Here is a 19,750-nt window from a genome sequence, read left to right on the forward strand (position 1 = left end):
CCGCTCCGGCGAACCGCGGCGACCAGCACCCTTCACCGCCACTCCCCCAGCCGCCGGCCGATGCACCACCCCGGCAACCTCCGCAACCAGCACTTCCACCGCCACCCCTCAGCCCGCCGGCTGATGCACCGCCCTGGCGAACCGCTCCGCCAGCGCCTCCGCAGCCGCCCGCAACTCCGGCGGCCCCACCAGCTCGAAGTCGGCGTCGAACATGCCGAACCACGAGGCCAGCCCGGTCCACGACCAGGACCCGGCCGTGACCCGGCACCGGTCCGGCCCGATGTCCTCCACGAGGGCCTGCCCGCGGATCCACTCGTTCGCGGCCTCCGCCGGCACATGCAGGATCACCGTCCCTTTACACGGCAGCGGATCCCGGCGCTCGAAGCGCTCGGCGATGAAGTCCACCACGTCGGCCGCCGGCAGGTCCCGCGGCGCGAACCGGGGCCCGTTCGGCGTACGCGGCGTCATGCGATCGACACGGTACGTGCGCCAGTCCTTGCGGTCGAGGTCCCAGCCCACGAGGTACCACCGCCCGCCCCACGTCACGAGGTGGTGCGGCTCCGCCCGGCGTGGCGCCCGCTGCTGCCCGACGCCCTCCGCCAGCTCCCGTCGCCCCGCGTAGTCGAACCGCAACACCTCGCGCGCGCGGACCGCGGTGCCGATCGCCAGCAGGTGCTGCGCGTCGATGTCCCCCTCGCGCCAGCCGCTCTTCACCACGCGCGTGACCCGCAGCGCGTCGACCCGGTGCCGCAGCCGCACCGGCATCACCTGACGCACCGTGGCCAGCGCCCGCAGCGCAGCCTCCTCCACGCCCTGCACCGAGATCGTCGCGGTCTGCAACGCCACCGCGACGGCCACGGCCTGGTCGTCGTCGAACAGCAGCGGCGGCAACTCGGAGCCGGCGTCGAGCCGGTACCCGCCCTCCGGACCGCGCGTCGCCTGCACCGGATACCCGAGCTCACGCAGCCGGTCGACGTCGCGACGGACGGTGCGCGGGCTGACCTCGAGCCGGTCGGCGAGGGTGCGCCCGGGCCAGTCGCGCCGAGCCTGCAACAGCGACAGCAGGGCGAGCAGGCGGGCCGAGGTTTCGAGCATGGGCACAGTATCGCCGGAGAAGAGGACAAAAGCTGTCCGCATCCCGCGGAGGGCGGCCCGCGTGATGCAAGCGCCAGCACAGAGATGGTCACACATCCAGCACAGCGCCGGCCACGCGATGCGAGCGCCAGGACGGAGGTACCCGAATTCGGCGGCAGGGCCGGCCGCGCTGTTCGAGCGCGGGGACCGGCGGCGGGCTTCGGTCTTCACCGACCGCCGGGGCGACCCCGTGACCCGCCGATGACGCCCGCCACGGAAGGCGGCCGTCACATGCCGTCACGTCCGCGACGGTGGCCAGCAGTCTGGCCCGCCGCGCCGCCTCCCCCGCGCTCCCTGGTTCTGGGCGCTACTCGCCGACGGCCTTGAACAGGGCGCCCACCTCGGCCTGCGAGAGGTGACGCGTGCGGCCGGGGCGCAGGTCACCGAGCCGGATCGGCCCGATCTGCGTGCGGATCAGCCGCTGTACGGGGAACCCGACCGCGTCGAACATGCGCCGCACGATGTGGTTGCGCCCCTCGTGCAGGATGACCTCGACGAGGGCGACCTTGCCGTAGGCATCCACGACCCGGAACGAGTCCACCTTCACCGGACCGTCCTCGAGCGTGACGCCCGACTTCAGCTCGCGCCCCATCGCGCGCGGGACCGGCCCCGGGATCTCGACCTGGTACGTCTTGGCGACCTCGTACGACGGGTGCATCAGCTTGTGCGCGAGCCCGCCGTCGTTGGTGAGCAGGAGCAGACCCTCGCTGTCCTGGTCGAGCCGGCCCACGTGGAACACGCGGGTGCTGATGTTCGGCAGGAAGTCCGCGATCGCGTCGCGGCCGCGCTCGTCGTCCATCGTCGAGACCACGCCCTGTGGTTTGTTCAGCGCCAGGTACACCAGCCGCGTGTCCGTCACCAGCCGCTGACCGTCGACGTGGATCGCATCGCGTACGGCATCCGCCTTGTCGCCGAGCGTGGCCTCCTTGCCGTTGATCGTGACGCGCCCCTCGTCGATCATGCGCTCACAGGCCCGCCGCGACCCGAGCCCGGCCGCGGCCAGGATCTTCTGCAGCCGCTCCTCGTTGCGCGGCGGCTCGGCATCCGGCGGAGCGTCGAAGGCCGACCCCTCGAACTCCACGCCGGCGAACCGCCCGGGGGCGGCACCCGCATCCCCGGGGGACGCCCCACCGGCGGACGAGGAGCGCGCGAACTGCTCGAATTCGGATTCAACGGACGGGTCAACGCTGGGCATCGGCGATCTCATCTATGTCGTCGGGCAGGAACGGGGCGAGCGGGGGCAGCTGATCGACGCTGTCCAGGCCGAGCTTCTCCAGGAACAGCGTGGTCGTCCGGTAGAGGAACGCGCCGCTCTCGGGCTCGCTGCCGATCTCCTCGATCAGACCCCGCGTAACTAGCGTACGTACAACACCGTCACAGTTCACACCGCGGATGGCCGAGATTCGCGACCTGGTTACCGGCTGCTTGTACGCAATCACCGCCAGTGTTTCCAGCGCCGCCTGCGTGAGCCGGATCTGCTGCCCGTCGAGAACGAACTTCTCCACATACGCGGCATACTCCGGCCGGGTGTAGAGTCGCCAGCCCCCGGCGACCCGCCGAAGATCAAACCCAAACCCCAGCGACGTGTACTGCGCGGAAGCCGCCTCCAACGCCGCCAGCACCCGCTCCACGGGCTGCTCGAGCACCTGAGCGAGCGTGACCTCACTGGTCGGCTCGTCGACCACGAGCAAAATCGCCTCGACGGCCCCCCGAAGCTCGGAGTCGGACATCTCCGCCCGAACACTCCCGGCCGGAGCCTCCTGACCAGCACCGGCCGCCCCCGCCTCGCCCTGAAGATCGAACAACCGCCCAGACTCAACGCCGGATATGTCGGGCTTGGAAGTGGGCTCGGTGGAGGCTGGGCCGGTCGCGGCGGGCTCGGCGGAGACTGGGCCGGTTTCGTCTGGGGCGGTGTCGGGCTCGGTGGAGGCTGAGCCGGTCGCGGTGGACTCGGCGGAGACTGGGCCGGTTTCGTCTGGGGCGGTGTCGGGCTCGGTGGAGGCTGAGCCGGTCGCGGTGGACTCGGCGGAGACTGGGCCGGTTTCGTCTGGGGCGGTGTCGGGCTCGGTGGAGGCTGAGCCGGTCGCGGTGGACTCGGCGGAGACTGGGCCGGTTTCGTCTGGGGCGGTGTCGGGCTCGGTGGAGGCTGAGCCCATCGCGGTGAGCGAGGCGGAGCCGGTCGCGTCTGGTGAGGGCACGGGCTCCGCGGAGGCGGCGGCTGGCTCAGCCTCCGCCAGGCCCATCGCCTGGTCGGACTCCCCTGAGCCCACCGCGACCGGCACAGCCGCCACCGAGCCCACCGCCGCATCCGACGAAACCGGCTCCGGCTCCTGCGAGCCCGCCGGCTCGTCCGGAGCCACCGGCCCGGACTCCGCCACGGCCGCCGGCTCGTCCGACGCGGCCGGCTCATCGCCCGGCGTCAGCTCCTCGACCTCGACAGCAGGTCCTTCGACTGCGGGCCCTTCGGCAGTGGAGAGAGCCTCGGCTGCGCCAGGCGCATCGGCGTCCGCAGACGCGTCCGCGGCGGCCAGCTCCGACTCGACCGAGCCCTCGGCCACGGCGGCCAGCTCCGGCTCGGCCGGGACCTCGGCCACGGCGCCCTCAGACTCGCCAGCGACCGGCACGGCCTCGTCAACCGGCTCCGGCTCGACGCGGACCTCCGCCACGGTACCCTCAGACTCGCCAGCAACCGGCACATCTTCGGCAACGGCGGCCAGCTCCAGCTCGACCGGGACCGAGGCCACGACGCCCTCAGAATCGCCAGCAACCGGCACATCCTCGGCAACGGCGGCCAGCTCCGGCCGGGCCGGGACCGAGGCCACGACGGCCTCAGAATCGCCGGCGACCGGCACGGCCTCGTCGACCGGCGTCCGGGCGGCGGGGACATCGGCCGAGACATTCGCGGCGGCCGGGGACTCCTCCTCGGCGTCGGACTGCCACTGCAGCTCGGGAAACGACTGCGGCTGGGGTTCCGGCTTCGGGCGGGCCCAAGGCGGTATCCAGTTCGCGGCCTGGTCGGCGAGCGACCCCGACCCCGACCCCGTCGGCTTGTCGTCCTGGCTCACTGGTCCACCTCGTTGTCCACGTCCGCCGCAGCATCCCCGCGCATCGGCGGATTCGAAGCATCTACCGAACTCGCGGAATCCGCCAATTCGGGAGCCTCCGCCGCACCTTCGGGTGAAAGGTCCGAACCATTGACGGCGCCGTCCGGGGCCGGCGGCGAGGAGGCGTCGGGGGGCTGCGGCTGGCCGTCGTACTCCTCGACGTCGATGTTGACGTTCGCGTCGTCAGCGGCCGTCCAGCGGACCACGAGCTCGCCCAGGGCTTGGACCTGTTCGAAGCTGATGAGGTTCTCGCGGTACAGCTCCAGGAGGGCCAGGAACCGCGCGACCACCTCCAGCGTCGACTCGCAGTCGCTGCACAGGTCGGAGAAGGTCGCCACGCGCAGGATGAAGAGGCGGTCGCGCACGATGTTGGCGTGCTCGCGGACGCTGACCCGGACCTGGTGGACGTGCGCGATCGAGACCACCGGCGGCACCTTCGGGGTGAAGGCCTTGATCGCGAGCTTGAGCAGCCGCTTCGGGCCGATGCCCAGGACCAGGTCCGGCAGGGCCTCGGCGTACTGCGGCTCGAGGGAGACCGAGCGCGGGTACCGGCGCGATCCCACGGCCTCGAGGCCGGCGATGTGGGCGGCCGCCTCCTTGAAGGCCTTGTACTGCAGCAGCCGCGCGAACAGCAGGTCCCGCGCCTCGAGCAGGGCGAGGTCCTCCTCGTTCTCGACGGTCGCCGAGGGCAGCAGCCGGGCCGCCTTCAGGTCGAGCAGCGTCGCCGCGACCACGAGGAACTCCGAGGCCTCGTCGAGGTCCCAGGCGTCGCCCATCGCCCGGATGTAGGCGATGAACTCGTCGGTCACCTTGTGCAGCGAGACCTCGGTGACGTCGAGCTTGTGCTTGCCGATGAGCTGCAGCAGCAGGTCGAACGGCCCCTCGAAGTTCGCGAGCTTGACCTGGAACCCGGACGCCGCCGGCGCGGCGGCGGGCGGCGAGGCGGCAGACGGAGCCGTATCCGCGGGCGAAGCGGACAACGGGGCGTCGGCGGGCGACGACACCGCCGGGGAGGACGCCGACTCGACAACCGGCTCAGTCACGCCAAGAACCTAGCGCACGAACAGCGAAAATCCCCGACTACAGCCGCCGCTCCGCCTGCTGCGCGATGACCTCGCGCGCCAGCTGGCGGTAGTTGCGCGCCCCCGACGACGACGGGTCGAGGGTGGTGATCGGCGCGCCCGCGACGGTCGACTCCGGGAACTTCACCGTCTTGGTGATGACGGTCTGGTACACCTTGTCGCCGAACGCCTCCACCACGCGCTGCAGCACCTGCCGGCAGTGCGTGGTCCGGCTGTCGTACATGGTCGCGAGGATGCCCTCGAGCTCCAGGTCGAAGTTCAGCCGCTCGCGCACCTTGTCGATCGTGTCCAGCAGCAGCGCGACACCGCGGAGCGAGAAGAACTCGCACTCCAGCGGGATCATGACGCCGTGGGCGACGGTCAGCGCGTTGATCGCGAGCAGGCCCAGCGACGGCTGGCAGTCGATCAGGATGAAGTCGTACTCCTTGAGCACCGGACGCAGCACCCGCGCCAGGGCCATCTCGCGGGCGACCTCGGTGACCAGCTGGATCTCGGCGGCCGAGAGGTCGATGTTCGCGGGCAGCAGGTGCAGGCCGGTAATGTCCGTTTTGATCCGGATGTCCTCGACCGTCACGTCGGAGTCCATCAGGACGTTGTAGATCGTGAGATCGAGGTTGTGGGGGTTGACGCCGAGGCCGACCGAGAGGGCGCCCTGCGGGTCGAAGTCGACGAGCAGCACCCGCCGCCCGTACTCCGCGAGCGCCGCGCCGAGGTTGATGGTCGACGTGGTCTTGCCGACGCCGCCCTTCTGGTTGGCCATGGCGATGATCCGCGCCGGGCCGTGCCGGTCCATCGGCATCGGCTCGGGGATCGGCTTGCGCATCGTGTACGCGGTCGGGTCGGCCGGCCCGAGCTCCGCACCGAGGTCAAGCGAGGCCTGCTCGGCGCGCATCGTGGTGGTCCACGACTCCGCCTGGTCGCCCATGCCTGTCATCGCTGTCTTCGCCCCTCCCGGCGGCATTGTCTCCACCCGCCAGGCCCGGATCGGCGCCGGCCTTTTGGGGGGAACGAGTCAGCCGTTGCCCGACTGTACGTCACTGCAGGGTACATAGCGCGAGCCCCGCCCGGCGTGTCGCGAAGCTCATCGTTGGGTACCTTCATTGCCGTGTTGGGACCAGGGGACGTTCTCGGCGACCGGTACCGCCTCGATGAGTTCGTCGCCAGCGGCGGCATGGGGCAGGTGTTCCGCGCCACCGACCAGACGCTCGGGCGCACCGTGGCCGTGAAGGTGCTGCTGCCCGGCCATGTGAGCAACGCCGAGTTCGGCAGCCGGTTCCGCTCCGAGGCGCGAATCATGGCCTCCATCGGCCACCCGGGCGTCGTGGGCGTGTACGACTACGGCGAGACCCCCGAGGGCACCCTGTTCCTGGTCATGGCGTTCGTCAACGGCCGGCCGCTCGGCGAGCGGATCAACGCCGAGGGCCCCCTGCCGGTGAACGAGACCCTGGCGATCGTGGCGCAGGCGGCCGACGCCCTGCACGCCGCCCACGAGCGGGGGATCATCCACCGCGACGTCAAGCCCAACAACCTGCTCGTCGGCGAGAACGGCGCGGTGACGCTGGTCGACTTCGGCGTGGCCCGCTCGTCGTCCGTCACCGCGGTGACGAAGCTCAACGCGGTCATCGGCACCGCGCTCTACATGTCGCCGGAGCAGGCGTCGGGCAATCCGATCTCACCGTCGACGGACATCTACGCGCTCGGCGTCGTGGCGTACCACTGCGTCACCGGCGCCCCGCCCTTCAACGGCAACTCGCCCCTCGAGATCGCCATCAAGCACCTGCAGGACGAGCCGCCCCCGCTGCCCGACACGCTCCCGGCCGCCACGCGGGCGCTGATCGAGCGGGCCATGGCCAAGGATCCGCAGGATCGCTTCCCGACCGCCGCGGTCATGGCGGCCGCGGCCCGCGCGGCGGAGAACGGCACCGCCGAGGATCCGGATGTCGTACCGTCCGTGCGTGCCTCCGCCCCCACCACCGTCGTCGCCGCCCCGGCGGGCGACGACCCCGACGAGCCCGCCGGCCGGCCGGTCTGGGTCCCGGTCGCGGCCACGGTCGCCGTCCTCGCCCTGATCACCGGCGTGATCCTGGCCGTGGTGGCCCTGACCCGCAAGGTCGTCGGCCCGCCGGATTCGGGCGGCAAACCCACGGTGACGGTCACGGCGGACGCCTCCGCCTCGGTCAAGGGCGCGAGCACCCCGGCCGCGTCGCGCAACCCGACCTCGGGCCCGTCGACCAACGCGACGAGCGCCCAGGCCAGCGTGCACCCGAGCTCCCCGGCGCCGGACGACACCCCGCCCGCCTCGTCCGGCCCACCGCCCGTGACGACCACCACACCGCCCACCCCGACGACGCAGGCACCGACCCCGCCCCCGGGCTCGGTCGGCGCCACCGGCGTGGTCCAGGGCGGGGCCGGCAACTGACCCGAAGGGCGACATTCCGCCCGCAAACCCCATCGAGACGCCCGACGAAAATTCCCGCTGACGTGTGCAACCCTTCCCCGGGCGGGTCCGTCTACCCCGGACGAAGGGAGCCCGAACGGGTGAACCAAGACGACGAGGCGCACTTCCGCGAATTCGTCACGGCGCGATTCGACGGGCTGCGCTCGCTCGCCTACCTGACGTGCGGGGACTGGCACACCGCCGAGGACGCCGTCGCGGCGTCGCTGGCGAAGCTGTACGTGCGCTGGACCAAGGTGGACACGCCGCTGGCGTACGTACGCCGGGCGATCGTGCACGCGCTGGTCGACGAGTCCCGCCGGCCGTGGCGCCGCCGGGAGCGCTCGGCCGGCTACGCGCTGCCCGAGCTGCCCGGGCCCGACCACGCCGATCAGGTCGACGAGCGGCTGCGGATCCGCGCCGCCCTCGCCCGGATGGCACCCGGCCAGCGAGCCGTGCTCGTGCTGCGGTACTACGAGGGGCTGAGCGTTGAGGAGACCGCGGAGGTGCTCGGCCGCCAGCCGGGCACCGTCAAGAGTCAGACCGCCCGGGGGCTCACCGCCCTCCGTGCGCTGCTCGGCACGGACGAGCTCCGCGTCAGCGACGACCTTGCGGGCGGCGGCCCGGCTGGGACCTCGGGGATCGGCATCGGTCACGACCGGGATGGGAGGGAAGGGCATGGAACAGGATCTGCGCACGCTGCTGACGTCGGCTCGCAACGACGCGCCGCCGCCGCGACTCAGCGTTGACGACATCACCGCCGCGGGCCGCCACCTCGTGCGGCGCCGCCGGCGGCTGGCCCTGCTCTCCTCGGTCGGCGGCGGCGCGGTCGCGGCGGTCGCGGCCGTGACGGCGGCGCTGGTGCTCCTGGGCTCGCCGCGGGTGGTGACCCCGGCGGTCGACCCGAGCGCGCTGCCCGCCGCGTCGCCGGTGCCGACCGCGTTCGTCGAGGCGGAGCCGTTCGTCGCGACCTACCGCGCCTACCAGGCCGGCGGATACATCGTGAGCGACCCGGACCTGGTCACCGCCGCCTACCAGCAGTCCTCGATCGACGCCGGTTTCGTGGTCGACCCGCAGCCGTCGGCGTCACCGGCGTCCCGGGCCGGCAACGGCAACGGCAACCCGAGCCTGCCCGCCCACCCGGCGGCGACGGCCGAGCCGCCGATGACCACGGTGCCGGGCCTGCTGCGCGGCGGAACCCTGGTGGTGTACCGCCCGGACGCGTTCGACCCGGCGATGTTCCTCAAGGCCAGCGAGAAGATCCAGTTGCGCTCCGGCGCCGTCGGGCTGCTGCTGGCCGCCTCCGGCAACGGGGCGCAGCCGACGATGTCGCCGAACGATCGGGCGCTGTACCAGAAGCTGGGCCGGATGGTGCCCGCGCTCGCGTGGCAGTACACCGGCGACGCCTGGGCCGCGATCTACTGGTCGGCCTGGGAGACCGTGCCCAGCCGCGACGAGCTGCTGAGCATCGCCGAGGGCCTCACACCGGCGGCGCCCCGGCCGTTCCAGGTCGGGCTGCAGGCGACGCACATCCCCAGCGGCTACCACCTGCTGTCGGCGAGCTCCGGCTCGGACCTGCGCACGGGAAAGCTGGTGGTGTCGGCGGTGCGGCTGTCGCCGGAGACGCCGTCGCTGCCGCTCTACCAGCCGTACGACTTCGACGAACTCCCGGCGGTGACGCTGGCACTGGGCCGCACCGATGCCGGAGCGAAGATGGCGGGGGTGCTCGACTGCACGGCGACGACTCTGTGCACGCGGTTCCTCAGAGACGGCACCACCTACGTCTCGGCCGAGGCAGGCGGCGGCGTCAAGAACGGCGTGGTGACCCAGCTGTCGCAGATCACGCTGGGCATCCGGGCCCAGGACCCCGCCGACAGCCGCGACTGGCCGCCGGCGACGAAGGCCTTCCCGTAGTACCGCAGCACCCCGGCCGGGAAACTCGCGTGCGCGAGGGGCCGGGGTGCTGTTACTGTTCAGGCATGCGTTTCTGAGCCCATCAACGCCGCGCGTGCCGCCGTGAGTGACTCCGGCCGGCCCCGTTGTGGGTTCATCCTTCCCGCTTCGCGTTCCGCGCGGCATACGCCTGTCCGCAAGCCGTGTCCACAGCGAAGGAGACGCTCATGCCTGCCGCAGACAACCCCGGCGACGCCGTCGAGGAGACCACCGAGGCGACGCCCGACCAGGCGAAGCCCGCCAACCCGCTCGAGGCGATCCGCCAGGCCCAGGCCAACCGCTCGCTGCCACCGGGCTCCGGCGGCCGGGGCGGCAAGGGCGGCGTCGGTAGGGGCAGCAGCCCGAAGGCGCCGAGGATGTACAACCGCCACAAGTGACGCGGCCCCGGGCCCGGCCGTGCCTCAGCGGCCGGGCCCGAGGTAGCGCTGCGGGGTTGGCCGGACCAGGTCCTCCCCGAGCCTCTCGGGCGGCAGCGCGGTCACGTCACCGCGCCCGCGGGTGGGCGGTCGCGTACACCTCGCGCAGCCGGTCGACGGTGACCAGCGTGTACACCTGCGTCGTGGTCACCGAGGCGTGCCCGAGCAGCTCCTGCACGACCCGGATGTCGGCCCCGCCGTCGAGCAGATGCGTGGCGAACGAGTGCCGCAGCGTGTGCGGGGACACCCCGGAGGGCCCGTCGACGGGCAGCCCGGCCCGGTCGGCGGCCTTGCGCAGGATCGTCCAGGCGCTCTGCCGCGACAGCGCCCCGCCGCGGGCGTTGAGAAACACGTTCGGCACGCCGGTGCCGTGGGCGGCCAGGGCCGGGCGGGCGCGGACCAGGTACGCGTCCAGCGCCGAGCGCGCGTAGCTGCCCATCGGCACGAGCCGCGTCTTGCCGCCCTTGCCGTGCAGGACCGCCATCGCCGGGCGGGCGTCGAGGTCGAGGTCGTCCACGGCGATCCCGACCGCCTCGGAGATGCGGGCGCCGGTGCCGTACAGGAACTCCAGCAGCGCCGCGTCGCGCAGCTCGAGCGGGCCCGCGGCGGCCGGGGCAGGTCCGGCCAGCAGCCGCGACACCTGGTCGACGTCGAGGGCCTTCGGCAGCCGCTTCGGCAGCGCCGGCGGCTTGACCTCGCGCGACGGGTCGGTGGGGGCGTGCCCCTCCAGCAGGGCGAAGCGGTGCAGGCCGCGCACGGCGCTGGCGGCGCGCGCGGCCGAGGACGCCGACAGCGGTGGCGTTTCGGCGTCCCCGGTGCGCAGGTCGGCGACGTGCGCGGCGATGTCGCGGGCGGTGACGCCGCGCAGGTCGGTGACGCCCGCCGCCGCCAGCCAGTCCGCGTAGCGGTCGAGGTCGCGGCGGTACGACACGAGGGTGTTCGCCGCCAGGGCGCGCTCGACGGTCAGGTGGTCGAGGTAGCTGTCCACGATACGGCCGACGTCCACCATGGTGTTCTATGCCAGGATGTCGTCCAGGGCAACGTGACCCATCGCGTGCGCCTCGGCGACCGGGCCGTAGGTGACGTGGCCGTCGTGCGTGTTGAGCCCGAGGGCGAGTGCCGGGTCGCGGCGCAGGGCCTCGCGCCAGCCGCGGTTGGCCAGCTCTATCACGTAGGGCAGGGTCACGTTGGTCAGCGCGTAGGTGCTGGTGTGCGGCACCGCGCCCGGCATGTTCGCCACGCAGTAGAAGATCGAGTCGTGCACGCGGTAGGTCGGCTCGGCGTGCGTCGTCGGGCGCGAGTCCTCGAAGCAGCCGCCCTGGTCGATGGAGATGTCGACCAGCACGCTGCCGGGCCGCATGCGCTTGACCAGGTCGTTGCTGATGAGCTTGGGCGCCTTGGCCCCCGGCACCAGCACGGCGCCGATGACCAGGTCGGCGTCGAGCACCGCCTTCTCGATCTCGTACCCGTTCGACGCGATCGTCTGCAGGTGCCCCTGGTAGATGGCGTCGGCACCGCGCAGCCGGGCGATGTTCTTGTCCAGCAGCAGCACCTCGGCCTGCATGCCGAGCGCGATCGCGGCGGCGGCGAGGCCGGAGACGCCGGCGCCGATGACGACGACCTTCGCCGCGTACACGCCCGAGACGCCGCCGAGCAGCACGCCGCGCCCGCCGCCGGCCCGCATGAGGTGGTACGCGCCGACCTGCGGGGCCAGCCGCCCGGCGACCTCGGACATCGGGGCGAGCAGCGGCAGCGACCGGTCCGGCAGCTCGACGGTCTCGTAGGCGATGCCGGTGACCTTGCGGTCCACCAGCGCCTGGGTGCAGTCGCGGGACGCGGCCAGGTGCAGGTAGGTGAAGAGGACCTGATCGGGGCGCATCCGGTGGTACTCCTGCGCGACCGGCTCCTTGACCTTCAGGACCAGCTCGCCCTCGCCCCAGACGTCGTCGGCGGTCGGCAGGATGATGGCGCCGGCCTCGCGGTACTCGTTGTCGGCGATCGACGAGCCCTCGCCGGCCCCGGCCTCGATGTAGACCTCGTGCCCGAGCGCGGCGAGCTCGTGGACGCCGGCGGGTGTGATCGCCACGCGGTACTCGTGGTTCTTGACCTCGCGCGGAATTGCGACCTTCACGGTGGACCCCTCTCCACTCAGCGCGACATTACGCTGTGTGCACAAGCCGGAGTTTATGGCCGCCGACCTGCCCGCGCTGGCTGCACACTGTGAACTCCTACGCGGCCGGGTTGACACTCTGTCGCCCCTGGAGCGTCAACGCCGTTGATCTATGCTTTGCGGCCATGACCGTCTACGGCGGGCCCCGCCCCACGCCCCCGGCGCCGAAGCCCGACAAGCTGCTGCTCGGCGCGGCCGGCGCCGCGGTGCTGGCGGTCGTCGCCGGGATCGTCTTCGGGGCACAGGCGTTCATGTCCGGCGATCCGCAGGCGTCCGGCGCCCCCGCGGTGCAGCACCAGGTGAGCGCCCCGCCGTCCGCGCCCGCCTCGCCGCCACCCTCGGCCGCGCCCTCGCTCTCGCCCTCGGCCACCCCGAGCCCGACGCCCACGCCGAAGAAGGCCGCGATCCTCGCCGAGAAGCCGTCGCTGGTGCTGGCCCGCCACTCCGGCCAGTGCCTGCAGGCGGGTGGCGGCAACGGCGCCAACGCGGCCCAGCAGCCGTGCGATCCCAACAACCCCACAATGCGCTGGATACCCCAGGCGATGGTCAACTCCACCGACACGTTCCAGTTGATCAACGCCGCCGACAGCCGCTGCCTGAGCGTGCGCGACAACTCCAAGGACAACTGGGCCGAGGTCTGGCTGTGGGACTGCCACGCCGACATCGGCCAGGCCTGGAGGATGGTCGCGGACCAGGACGGCTACCGCTTCCTCAACCCGAACAGCAACCGCTGCATGAGCATCGAGTCGGCCCGCCAGGAGCCCGGCGCGCTGGCCCGGATCTGGGACTGCAACGGCGCCCCCGACCAGCGCTTCGTCTTCCAGCCCCTGTAGGCCCGCCGCGCGTCAGGCCCTGATCAGGGCGATCGCCAGGGTCAGCAGCGAGCCGGCCGACGCCAGCGTGCGCACGGTGTTCCAGCCGACCCACGGGCCCTCGAACGCCTGGCGGACCGCGGCCGGGTCGGCGATCGCGGCGACCGGGCCGGCGGCGTCGAGGGTGTTGTTCATCGGCACGTTGAGGGCCGCGGTGACGATGAAGACGATGCCGTACAGCACGAGCGTCGCCAGCAGCCACGGCAACGGCGCCCGGTGCCCGGCCGGCAGGTGCAGCAGCACCGCGACGACCGCGGCGAGCAGGGCGCCGACGTAGGCGGTGAGGAACCAGCCGTTGAGGATGGCCGTGTTGATCTTCTGCATGACATCGATGAACGTGCGGTCCTCGACCTTGCGCAGGGCCAGCATGACCGACGTGGAGTAGGCGAAGAAGACGCCGGCGGAGAGGCCGACGAGCAGCGTGGTGACGGCGAGGACGACGTTTCTCATGCATCCCAGTGAATCGACTGACACTGAGACGCACCATGGCCAGAAAGCGCCGATGCATACGCCGGCGTCTACGGTGTACGGATGGACGCCCTCACCGCCCTGCTCGACGGCCCCCGCGCCCGGGGCGCGTTCCTGCTGCGCTCGGTCCTCACCCCGCCGTGGTCGCTGCGCATCCGCGACGAGGCGGCGCTGGCGATCGCCGCGGTGGTGCGCGGCACCGCGGCCTACGTCGGCGACGACGGCGAGACCGTGGCGGCCGGCCCCGGGGACGTGATGGTGATCCGGGGGCCGCAACCGTACACGGTCGCCGAGCCGCCCGGCACGCCGCCGCAGATCGTCATCCACCCCGGCCAGCGCTGCACCACCCCCGACGGCGAGGACCTCGCCGAGGTGATGCACCTCGGGGTGCGCACCTGGGGCACCGACCCCGACGGCCCGACCCTCATCCTCACCGGCGCCTACCAGCTCGCCGGCGAGGTCAGCCGAAGGCTGCTCACCGCCCTGCCGCGGGTGCTGGTGGTGCCGCGGGCCGAGTGGGACGCGCCGCTGGTCGAACTGCTGGCCGACGAGATCGCCAAGGACCGGCCCGGGCAGGAGGCGGTGCTCGACCGGCTGCTGGACCTGATGCTCATCACCGCGCTGCGCACCTGGCTGGCCCGGCCGGCGTCGGGGGCGCCGGGCTGGTACCGCGCCCAGTCCGACCCGGTCGCCGGCCCGGCCCTGCGGCTGCTGCACCACAACCCGGCCCTGCCCTGGACGGTCGCCGGCCTCGCGGCCAAGGTCGGGGTGTCCCGGGCGCTGCTGGCCCGCCGCTTCGGCGAGCTCGTCGGCGAGCCGCCGATGGCGTACCTGGCCGGCTGGCGCCTGGCACTCGCCGCCGATCTGCTGCTGGAGCCGGACGCGACGCTGGCCGCGGTGGCCCGCCAGGTCGGCTACGGCAGCGCGTTCGCGCTCAGCGCCGCGTTCAAGCGTGTCCGCGGGGTCTCGCCCCAGGCCCATCGGGAACAATGCACCGCATGAACGGCACAGACAGTTGCCCCTGCGGCCTCGGCGAGCCGTACGACGAGTGCTGCGGCAAGTATCACCGCGGCGCCGAGCCGCCGAGCGCCGAGCTGCTGATGCGGGCCCGCTACAGCGCGTACGTCGCGGCCGACCGGAAGTTCCTGCTGCGCACCTGGCACGAGAAGACCCGGCCCCGGGCCCTGACCCTGGAGGCGAACCAGAACTGGCAGGGCCTGACGATTCTCGACCGCGAGGGCGGCGGCCTGTTCGACGCCGAGGGCATCGTGGAGTTCCGGGCCCGCTACGTCGCCGACGGCCGGCCGGGCACCATGCACGACCGGAGCCGGTTCGTGAAGGTCGACGGGGCGTGGCGCTACGTGGACGAGGTCTGACGGGCGGGGGTGCTCAGGTCTGCCAATCCGGCAGGGCGCTGCCCAGCCGCACAATTGTCCCGGCCTCGCCCGTGCTCACCGTGACCTCGTCGACGAGATGCCGGGCCAGCCACAGCCCGCGCCCGCTGATCGCGCTGCTGGGCGGCAGGCCCTGCCCGTTGAGCCGCTCCCGCGGGATGCCGGCTCCCCGGTCCACGACCTCGCAGACCAGTGTGGCCCCGGCCAGCCACATCCGCAGCGTCCCGTGGCCGCCCGCGTGGCGCACGGCGTTGGTGACGATCTCGTTGACCGCGAGGACGAAGTCCTCGAGCCGCTGCCCGGAAAGCCCCGCACCGGCGGCCCCGCGGCTCACGGCGTGGCGGACGGGCGTGATTCGTGCGACGTCGAAGTCCTCGACCAGCAGCGCCGTCGTCTGAACGGCTTCAGCCACGGTGTCACCTTTCCGCTGCGTCTCGCCTCGCTGAGCGTACCCCCAGCGGTCGGCGGGCCGACGTCAAGTCACCCTGGGGTGCAATGTGCATTTCGCGCCCCGCATCCTGAACGGATGGATGACGACCTGCGGGTGACCGACGGCATCGCCCTGCCGCGCGCGGAGCTGACCTGGCGCTTCAGCCGCTCGGGCGGCCCCGGCGGCCAGTCGGTGAACACCTCCGACTCCCGCGTCGAACTCCGCTTCGACCTGGCCGGGACGGGCGCGCTGCCCGAGCCGCTGAAGGCCCGCGCCCTGCAGCGGCTGGCCGGCCGGCTCGTCGACGGGGTCCTGTCGATCACCGCTTCGGAGCACCGCTCGCAGCTGCAGAACCGCCGCGCCGCGGAACTGCGCCTGGCCGAGGTCATCGCGGCCGCGATCGCCCCGCCGCCGCGGCCGCGGAAACGGACAAAGCCCTCCAAGGGCGCCGTCGAGCGCCGCCTGGAGTCCAAGCGCCGTACCGCCTTGCGCAAGCAACAACGCCGCCCGCCGGACGAGTGAGGGTTATTTCGTACAAAATCCGGATATGGTACGTGAAACGTTCGCCCTCCTCGCGGCGGTGCTCATGCTCTGCGCATGCGGCGGCGACAAGCAGCCCGCGGCATTGCCGAGCGAGGCCCCCGGACACCCGCCCGAGACCGGCGCCTACCCGGGCGAGCCGTCCCGGACTCCGGTTCCCGGCGTCTCCGGCCGCCCGGTCGAGCTGACGGGCTGGGAGGTGACCGTCTACTACACCGCCGTGGAGACCCTGCACACCGACGCCGCGACCGAGGTCACCGGCTGCCCGACGATCGACTGCGGCAAGGGCCGCGACCAGCAGCGACTGGGCAGCTTCCCCGCCTCGTTCGTCAAGGCGGTGAAGGACGAGGGCACGGGCCGCACGCGCGACGGGCGGTACCTCAACTGGTCCTACGACACCGGCTACTGGATGGACACCGCCCCACGCGACACCGCCGGCCGCCCGCTGCGCCCGTGGATCTCGGCCGCGGCCGACAGCGACGCACTGCGGGCCGGCAGCCGCTTCACGATCCAGCGCTGCGGCACGGCCGAGGTGACCGCCGAGGTCTGCGCGAAGCTGAAGACCCCGACGTGGACGATCGTCGACGAGTTCACCCCGGGCCTGGGCGGCAGCCGGCACGTGGACGTGTACATCGGCGAGGAGACCGGCCGGGACTTCACCGACTCCGACCTGTACACCACACTGGAGAACGCGACGCTGTCGGCGGTACGGGCACAATGATGGCCATGCGGGTCATCGTCTTCGGCGCGACGGGCATGGTCGGTCAGGGCGTGCTGCGCGAGTCGCTGCTGGCTGCGGACGTCGACGAGGTCCTGGTGGTGACCCGGACGCCGACGGGCGTGCAGCACCCGAAGCTGCGCGAGGTGGCGCACGCCGACTTCACGGACTTCGCCGGCGTGGACCTCGCCGGCTACGATGCCTGCTTCTTCTGCCTGGGCGTGAGCTCCGTCGGCATGAACGAGCGGGACTACACCCGCATCACCCACGACTACACGATGGCCGCCGCCACCCGGCTGGCCGGCCAGTCCCCCGGCGCGGTCTTCGTCTACGTCTCGGGCGCCGGCACCAGCTCCGAAAGCCGCCAGATGTGGGCCAGGGTGAAGGCCCGCACCGAGCGGGACGTGGCGGCCCTGAACCTGCGGGCGTACGCCTTCCGCCCCGGCTTCATCCGCCCGGAGCACGGCGCACGGTCCAGGGTCCGCCTGTACCACTGGATCTACACCGTGAGCACTCCCCTGTCGGCGCTGCTGGTCCGCTTCGCCCCCGGCATGGCCACCACCACGTCCCAGCTGGGCCGCGCCATGCTGATCGTCGCCCGCACCCGCCCAGAGGAGCGGGTCTGGCCCTCCAGGCTGATAGCGTCGGCGACCTAGTGTGATGGAATGTCACCGTGGGTAGTCTCCGATCTTGGAGATTTGGCCGGGTGGGGTAAGGTGTTGGAAGCGGAACGGCACCACCGGAACCGCGACGCGCACCCAGGGACAACCAGTCCCGGGATCTTCTCGGCCTTCATCCGCCCCTCGGCGACCCCGATGCTCGACGGCATGAGGTCCTACGAACTGCCCGACCTGCGAGGCCGCCTGGCGGTCGTGACCGGCGCCAGCGACGGCATCGGCCTGCGGCTGGCCGAACGCCTCGCCGCGGCCGGCGCCGAGCTGATCCTGCCGGTCCGCAACCCGTCCAAGGGCGCGGCCGCCGCGACCCGAATCCGCGCCACGACCCCGACCACGACCCGGCCGCTCGCCCCCGTCGCCACCCGCGCGCTGGACCTGGCCGACCTCGCCTCCGTGCGAGCGCTCGGCGAGACCCTGCGCACCGAGGGCCGCCCGATCGACCTGCTCGTCCTCAACGCCGCCATCATGGCCCCGCCGTCGCGCCGCGAGAGCCCCGACGGCCTGGAGCTGCAGTTCGCCACGAACTTCCTCGGCCACTTCGCGCTCGTCGCGCACCTGCTGCCGCTGCTGCGGGCCGCCCGCGCGCGGGTCACGACGGTCAGCAGCTTCGGCGCGCGGACGGGCCGGCTCGCCTGGGACGACCTGCAGAGCCGCCGCTCGTACGCCCCGATGCGCGCCTACAACCAGTCCAAGCTCGCCGGCCTGCTGTTCGCGCTGGAGCTGCAGCGCCGCAGCGCGGCCGGCGGCTGGGGGCTGACCAGCAACGCCGCCCATCCCGGGCTGGCCTCGACCAACCTGCAGGCCGGCGCGCCCGGCCTCGACCGGGCCTTCAGACGCCTGGCGCGGGCCGGAATCCTGGTCCGCACGCCCGAGGCGGGCGCGCTGCCGGTGCTGTTCGCGGCGGCCGACCCGCGGGCCCGCGGCGGGGCGCTCTACGGGCCCGGGGCGCCGCGGGAGCAGCGGATGTACCGCACGGCCCGCGACACCGCCGCCGCCCGCCGGCTCTGGTCGGCGGCGGAGGACCTCAGCGGCATTCAGCTGCGCGAATCCGTCGCCTGAGCGGCGGAGCATGAACCCACGGCGTCCAGCCGCCCGAAAGCGTTGCCTGGCAAGGCCGCCGACCCTCGGCCGCGACAGGGAGCTCAGCTGCCCGAAAGCGTTGGTTGCCTGGCAAAGTCGTCAACCCTTGACCGCAACGGGGAACCCGGCTGCCCGAAAGCGTTGCCTGGCAAAGTCGTCGGCCCTGAGCGCCAGCGGCGTTCGGCTGCCCGAACCCGTTGCCCGGTAGGCCCGCCTGGTCTGGGCGGAGGCGCGGAGGCGGAGCCCAGCGGCATTCAGCTGCCCGGACCCGCGGCCCGGCAAGGCCGCCGGATCTGGGCAGCGGCGCGGAGGAGCCCAACGGCGTCCAGCAACCGCGCAGACCACGGCGGAGAGGAGAATGGCGGCGTGGATCGCGCTCAACTGGCCGACTTCCTGCGCACCCGGCGCGAGGCGCTGCAGCCCGAGGACGTCGGCCTGCCCCGCGGCCCGCGCCGCCGCACCGGCGGCCTGCGCCGCGAGGAGGTCGCCGCCCTCAGCGGCATGTCCGCGGACTACTACGGCCGCATCGAGCAGCAGCGCGGCCCGCGCCCGTCGGAGCAGATGGTCGCCGCGCTGGCCCGCGGCCTGCGCCTCACGCTGGAGGAGCGCGACCACCTGTTCCGCCTGGCCGGCCATGCGACGCCGGGCCGCGCGGTCCGGGCCGAACACGTGGCCCCGGGGATGATGCGCATCCTGGACCGCCTGGAGGACACTGCGGCCCAGGTCATGACCACGCTGGGCGAGACCCTGGTCCAGACCCGCCCGGCCAAGGCCCTGCTCGGCGACGAGACCCGCTTCACCGGCCCGGAGCGCGCGGTCGCGTACCGCTGGTTCACCCGCCCCGAGTCCAGAGCCGTCTACCCGCGCGAAGACCACGCCCACCACGCGAGGATGTTCACCGCCCAGCTCCGCGAAACCTACACGCACGAGGGACCGGGCTCCCGCGCGGCCGAGCTCGTCGAGCTGCTCAAGGCCCAGAGCCCGCAGTTCGCCGGGCTCTGGGCGGCCCACGACGTCGGCAAGACCCGCGAGACCCGCAAGCGCATCAGCCACCCGGAGGCTGGGATCCTCGAGCTGTACTGCCAGACGCTCCTCGACCCCGACCACGGCCAGATCTTGCTGGTCCTCACCGCCAAGCCCGGCACGGAGAGTCACGAACGCCTGGAACTGCTGACAGTGCTCGGTGAGGCACGCACCGACGTGTGACGTGCGTGACGGCAGGTGTGTCTTCTGCACCGCCGTTTACCTGGTGTTAGGCTGAACTCCCGTGGATCGCTG

General features: G+C 72.6%; 20 protein-coding genes and 1 pseudogene. 12 read left to right on the top strand and 9 right to left on the bottom strand.

What is annotated here, in order from left to right; genetic code table 11:
- Nucleotides 1-108: 108 nt before the first annotated feature.
- The 5 genes and pseudogenes from ACQPY0_RS44685 to ACQPY0_RS44705 form a co-directional block, all read right to left on the bottom strand.
- Entirely contained in the window at nucleotides 109-1,095 is a 987-nt protein-coding gene (locus tag ACQPY0_RS44685) for a helix-turn-helix transcriptional regulator (protein ID WP_432975124.1), read from the bottom strand.
- A gap of 346 nt (nucleotides 1,096-1,441) precedes the next feature.
- Nucleotides 1,442-2,140: a pseudouridine synthase gene (locus ACQPY0_RS44690; RefSeq protein ID WP_432995617.1), complete on the bottom strand. Its 699-nt coding sequence runs from the start codon at nucleotides 2,138-2,140 to the stop codon at nucleotides 1,442-1,444.
- A gap of 175 nt (nucleotides 2,141-2,315) precedes the next feature.
- Nucleotides 2,316-2,858: pseudogene (gene scpB, locus ACQPY0_RS44695) on the bottom strand (SMC-Scp complex subunit ScpB); the annotation flags it as partial.
- 1,337 nt (nucleotides 2,859-4,195) lie between these two features.
- Nucleotides 4,196-5,281 (bottom strand): segregation and condensation protein A, encoded by a 1,086-nt coding sequence (locus ACQPY0_RS44700; protein WP_432975127.1) that lies wholly within the window; start codon nucleotides 5,279-5,281, stop codon nucleotides 4,196-4,198.
- A gap of 37 nt (nucleotides 5,282-5,318) precedes the next feature.
- On the bottom strand, nucleotides 5,319-6,254 hold the full coding sequence (locus ACQPY0_RS44705; protein WP_432975130.1) for a ParA family protein: 936 nt from the start codon (nucleotides 6,252-6,254) through the stop codon (nucleotides 5,319-5,321).
- A gap of 171 nt (nucleotides 6,255-6,425) precedes the next feature.
- Here ACQPY0_RS44705 and ACQPY0_RS44710 point away from each other — a divergent pair, with 171 nt between their 5' ends.
- The 4 genes from ACQPY0_RS44710 (at nucleotide 6,426) to ACQPY0_RS44725 (ending at nucleotide 10,084) form a co-directional block, all read left to right on the top strand.
- Nucleotides 6,426-7,739 carry a protein kinase domain-containing protein gene (locus ACQPY0_RS44710; RefSeq protein ID WP_432975133.1) on the top strand — a complete coding sequence of 438 codons (1,314 nt, stop codon included), beginning with the start codon at nucleotides 6,426-6,428 and terminating at the stop codon, nucleotides 7,737-7,739.
- Nucleotides 7,740-7,858: 119 nt separating this feature from the next.
- A complete protein-coding gene (locus tag ACQPY0_RS44715) occupies nucleotides 7,859-8,503 on the top strand; it encodes a SigE family RNA polymerase sigma factor (protein ID WP_432975136.1) in 645 nt (214 codons plus the stop codon).
- Nucleotides 8,433-9,668, top strand: coding sequence for a hypothetical protein (locus tag ACQPY0_RS44720; RefSeq protein WP_432975139.1), 1,236 nt, complete (start codon nucleotides 8,433-8,435; stop codon nucleotides 9,666-9,668). Before ACQPY0_RS44715 ends, ACQPY0_RS44720 begins: the two co-directional genes overlap by 71 nt.
- A 206-nt stretch (nucleotides 9,669-9,874) precedes the next feature.
- A complete protein-coding gene (locus ACQPY0_RS44725) occupies nucleotides 9,875-10,084 on the top strand; it encodes a hypothetical protein (RefSeq protein WP_432975142.1) in 210 nt (69 codons plus the stop codon).
- 106 nt (nucleotides 10,085-10,190) lie between these two features.
- Here the strand turns inward: ACQPY0_RS44725 and ACQPY0_RS44730 are convergent, their stop codons facing one another.
- Complete coding sequence (locus ACQPY0_RS44730) at nucleotides 10,191-11,132, bottom strand: site-specific tyrosine recombinase XerD (RefSeq protein WP_432975145.1); 942 nt, start codon at nucleotides 11,130-11,132, stop codon at nucleotides 10,191-10,193.
- A 6-nt stretch (nucleotides 11,133-11,138) separates the two neighbouring features.
- Nucleotides 11,139-12,254, bottom strand: a complete 1,116-nt coding sequence (gene ald / locus ACQPY0_RS44735) for an alanine dehydrogenase (RefSeq protein WP_432975148.1) — start codon at nucleotides 12,252-12,254, stop codon at nucleotides 11,139-11,141.
- A 164-nt stretch (nucleotides 12,255-12,418) separates the two neighbouring features.
- Here ald and ACQPY0_RS44740 point away from each other — a divergent pair, with 164 nt between their 5' ends.
- Nucleotides 12,419-13,126 carry an RICIN domain-containing protein gene (locus ACQPY0_RS44740; protein ID WP_432975151.1) on the top strand — a complete coding sequence of 236 codons (708 nt, stop codon included), beginning with the start codon at nucleotides 12,419-12,421 and terminating at the stop codon, nucleotides 13,124-13,126.
- A gap of 12 nt (nucleotides 13,127-13,138) precedes the next feature.
- On the opposite strand, the gene ACQPY0_RS44745 is transcribed toward ACQPY0_RS44740, so the two are convergent.
- Nucleotides 13,139-13,615, bottom strand: coding sequence for a DUF1772 domain-containing protein (locus ACQPY0_RS44745; protein ID WP_432975154.1), 477 nt, complete (start codon nucleotides 13,613-13,615; stop codon nucleotides 13,139-13,141).
- Nucleotides 13,616-13,696: 81 nt separating this feature from the next.
- Here ACQPY0_RS44745 and ACQPY0_RS44750 point away from each other — a divergent pair, with 81 nt between their 5' ends.
- Both ACQPY0_RS44750 and ACQPY0_RS44755 read left to right on the top strand, forming a co-directional pair.
- On the top strand, nucleotides 13,697-14,635 hold the full coding sequence (locus ACQPY0_RS44750) for an AraC family transcriptional regulator (RefSeq protein WP_432975157.1): 939 nt from the start codon (nucleotides 13,697-13,699) through the stop codon (nucleotides 14,633-14,635).
- The gene (locus ACQPY0_RS44755) at nucleotides 14,632-15,009 is read left to right on the top strand and encodes a YchJ family protein (RefSeq protein WP_432975160.1); all 378 of its coding nucleotides are present in this window, start codon (nucleotides 14,632-14,634) and stop codon (nucleotides 15,007-15,009) included. The genes ACQPY0_RS44750 and ACQPY0_RS44755 overlap by 4 nt, the downstream gene beginning before the upstream one ends.
- A gap of 13 nt (nucleotides 15,010-15,022) precedes the next feature.
- Here the strand turns inward: ACQPY0_RS44755 and ACQPY0_RS44760 are convergent, their stop codons facing one another.
- A complete protein-coding gene (locus tag ACQPY0_RS44760; RefSeq protein ID WP_432975163.1) occupies nucleotides 15,023-15,439 on the bottom strand; it encodes an ATP-binding protein in 417 nt (138 codons plus the stop codon).
- Nucleotides 15,440-15,553: 114 nt separating this feature from the next.
- On the opposite strand from ACQPY0_RS44760, the gene arfB reads away from it, so the two are divergent.
- The 5 genes from arfB to ACQPY0_RS44785 all read left to right on the top strand — a co-directional run bounded on the left by arfB (nucleotide 15,554) and on the right by ACQPY0_RS44785 (nucleotide 19,678).
- Nucleotides 15,554-15,979 carry an alternative ribosome rescue aminoacyl-tRNA hydrolase ArfB gene (arfB, locus tag ACQPY0_RS44765; protein ID WP_432975166.1) on the top strand — a complete coding sequence of 142 codons (426 nt, stop codon included), beginning with the start codon at nucleotides 15,554-15,556 and terminating at the stop codon, nucleotides 15,977-15,979.
- Between the two features lie 25 nt (nucleotides 15,980-16,004).
- Nucleotides 16,005-16,718 (top strand): hypothetical protein, encoded by a 714-nt coding sequence (locus ACQPY0_RS44770; RefSeq protein ID WP_432975169.1) that lies wholly within the window; start codon nucleotides 16,005-16,007, stop codon nucleotides 16,716-16,718.
- A gap of 5 nt (nucleotides 16,719-16,723) precedes the next feature.
- The gene (locus ACQPY0_RS44775) at nucleotides 16,724-17,371 is read left to right on the top strand and encodes an epimerase (protein ID WP_432975172.1); all 648 of its coding nucleotides are present in this window, start codon (nucleotides 16,724-16,726) and stop codon (nucleotides 17,369-17,371) included.
- Nucleotides 17,372-17,542: 171 nt separating this feature from the next.
- Nucleotides 17,543-18,451, top strand: coding sequence for an SDR family oxidoreductase (locus ACQPY0_RS44780; protein ID WP_432975175.1), 909 nt, complete (start codon nucleotides 17,543-17,545; stop codon nucleotides 18,449-18,451).
- Nucleotides 18,452-18,838: 387 nt separating this feature from the next.
- Nucleotides 18,839-19,678: a helix-turn-helix transcriptional regulator gene (locus tag ACQPY0_RS44785; protein ID WP_432975178.1), complete on the top strand. Its 840-nt coding sequence runs from the start codon at nucleotides 18,839-18,841 to the stop codon at nucleotides 19,676-19,678.
- Nucleotides 19,679-19,750: the final 72 nt, after the last annotated feature.

This window comes from Dactylosporangium sp. CA-233914 (assembly GCF_050942935.1).
Lineage (GTDB): Bacteria > Actinomycetota > Actinomycetes > Mycobacteriales > Micromonosporaceae > Dactylosporangium.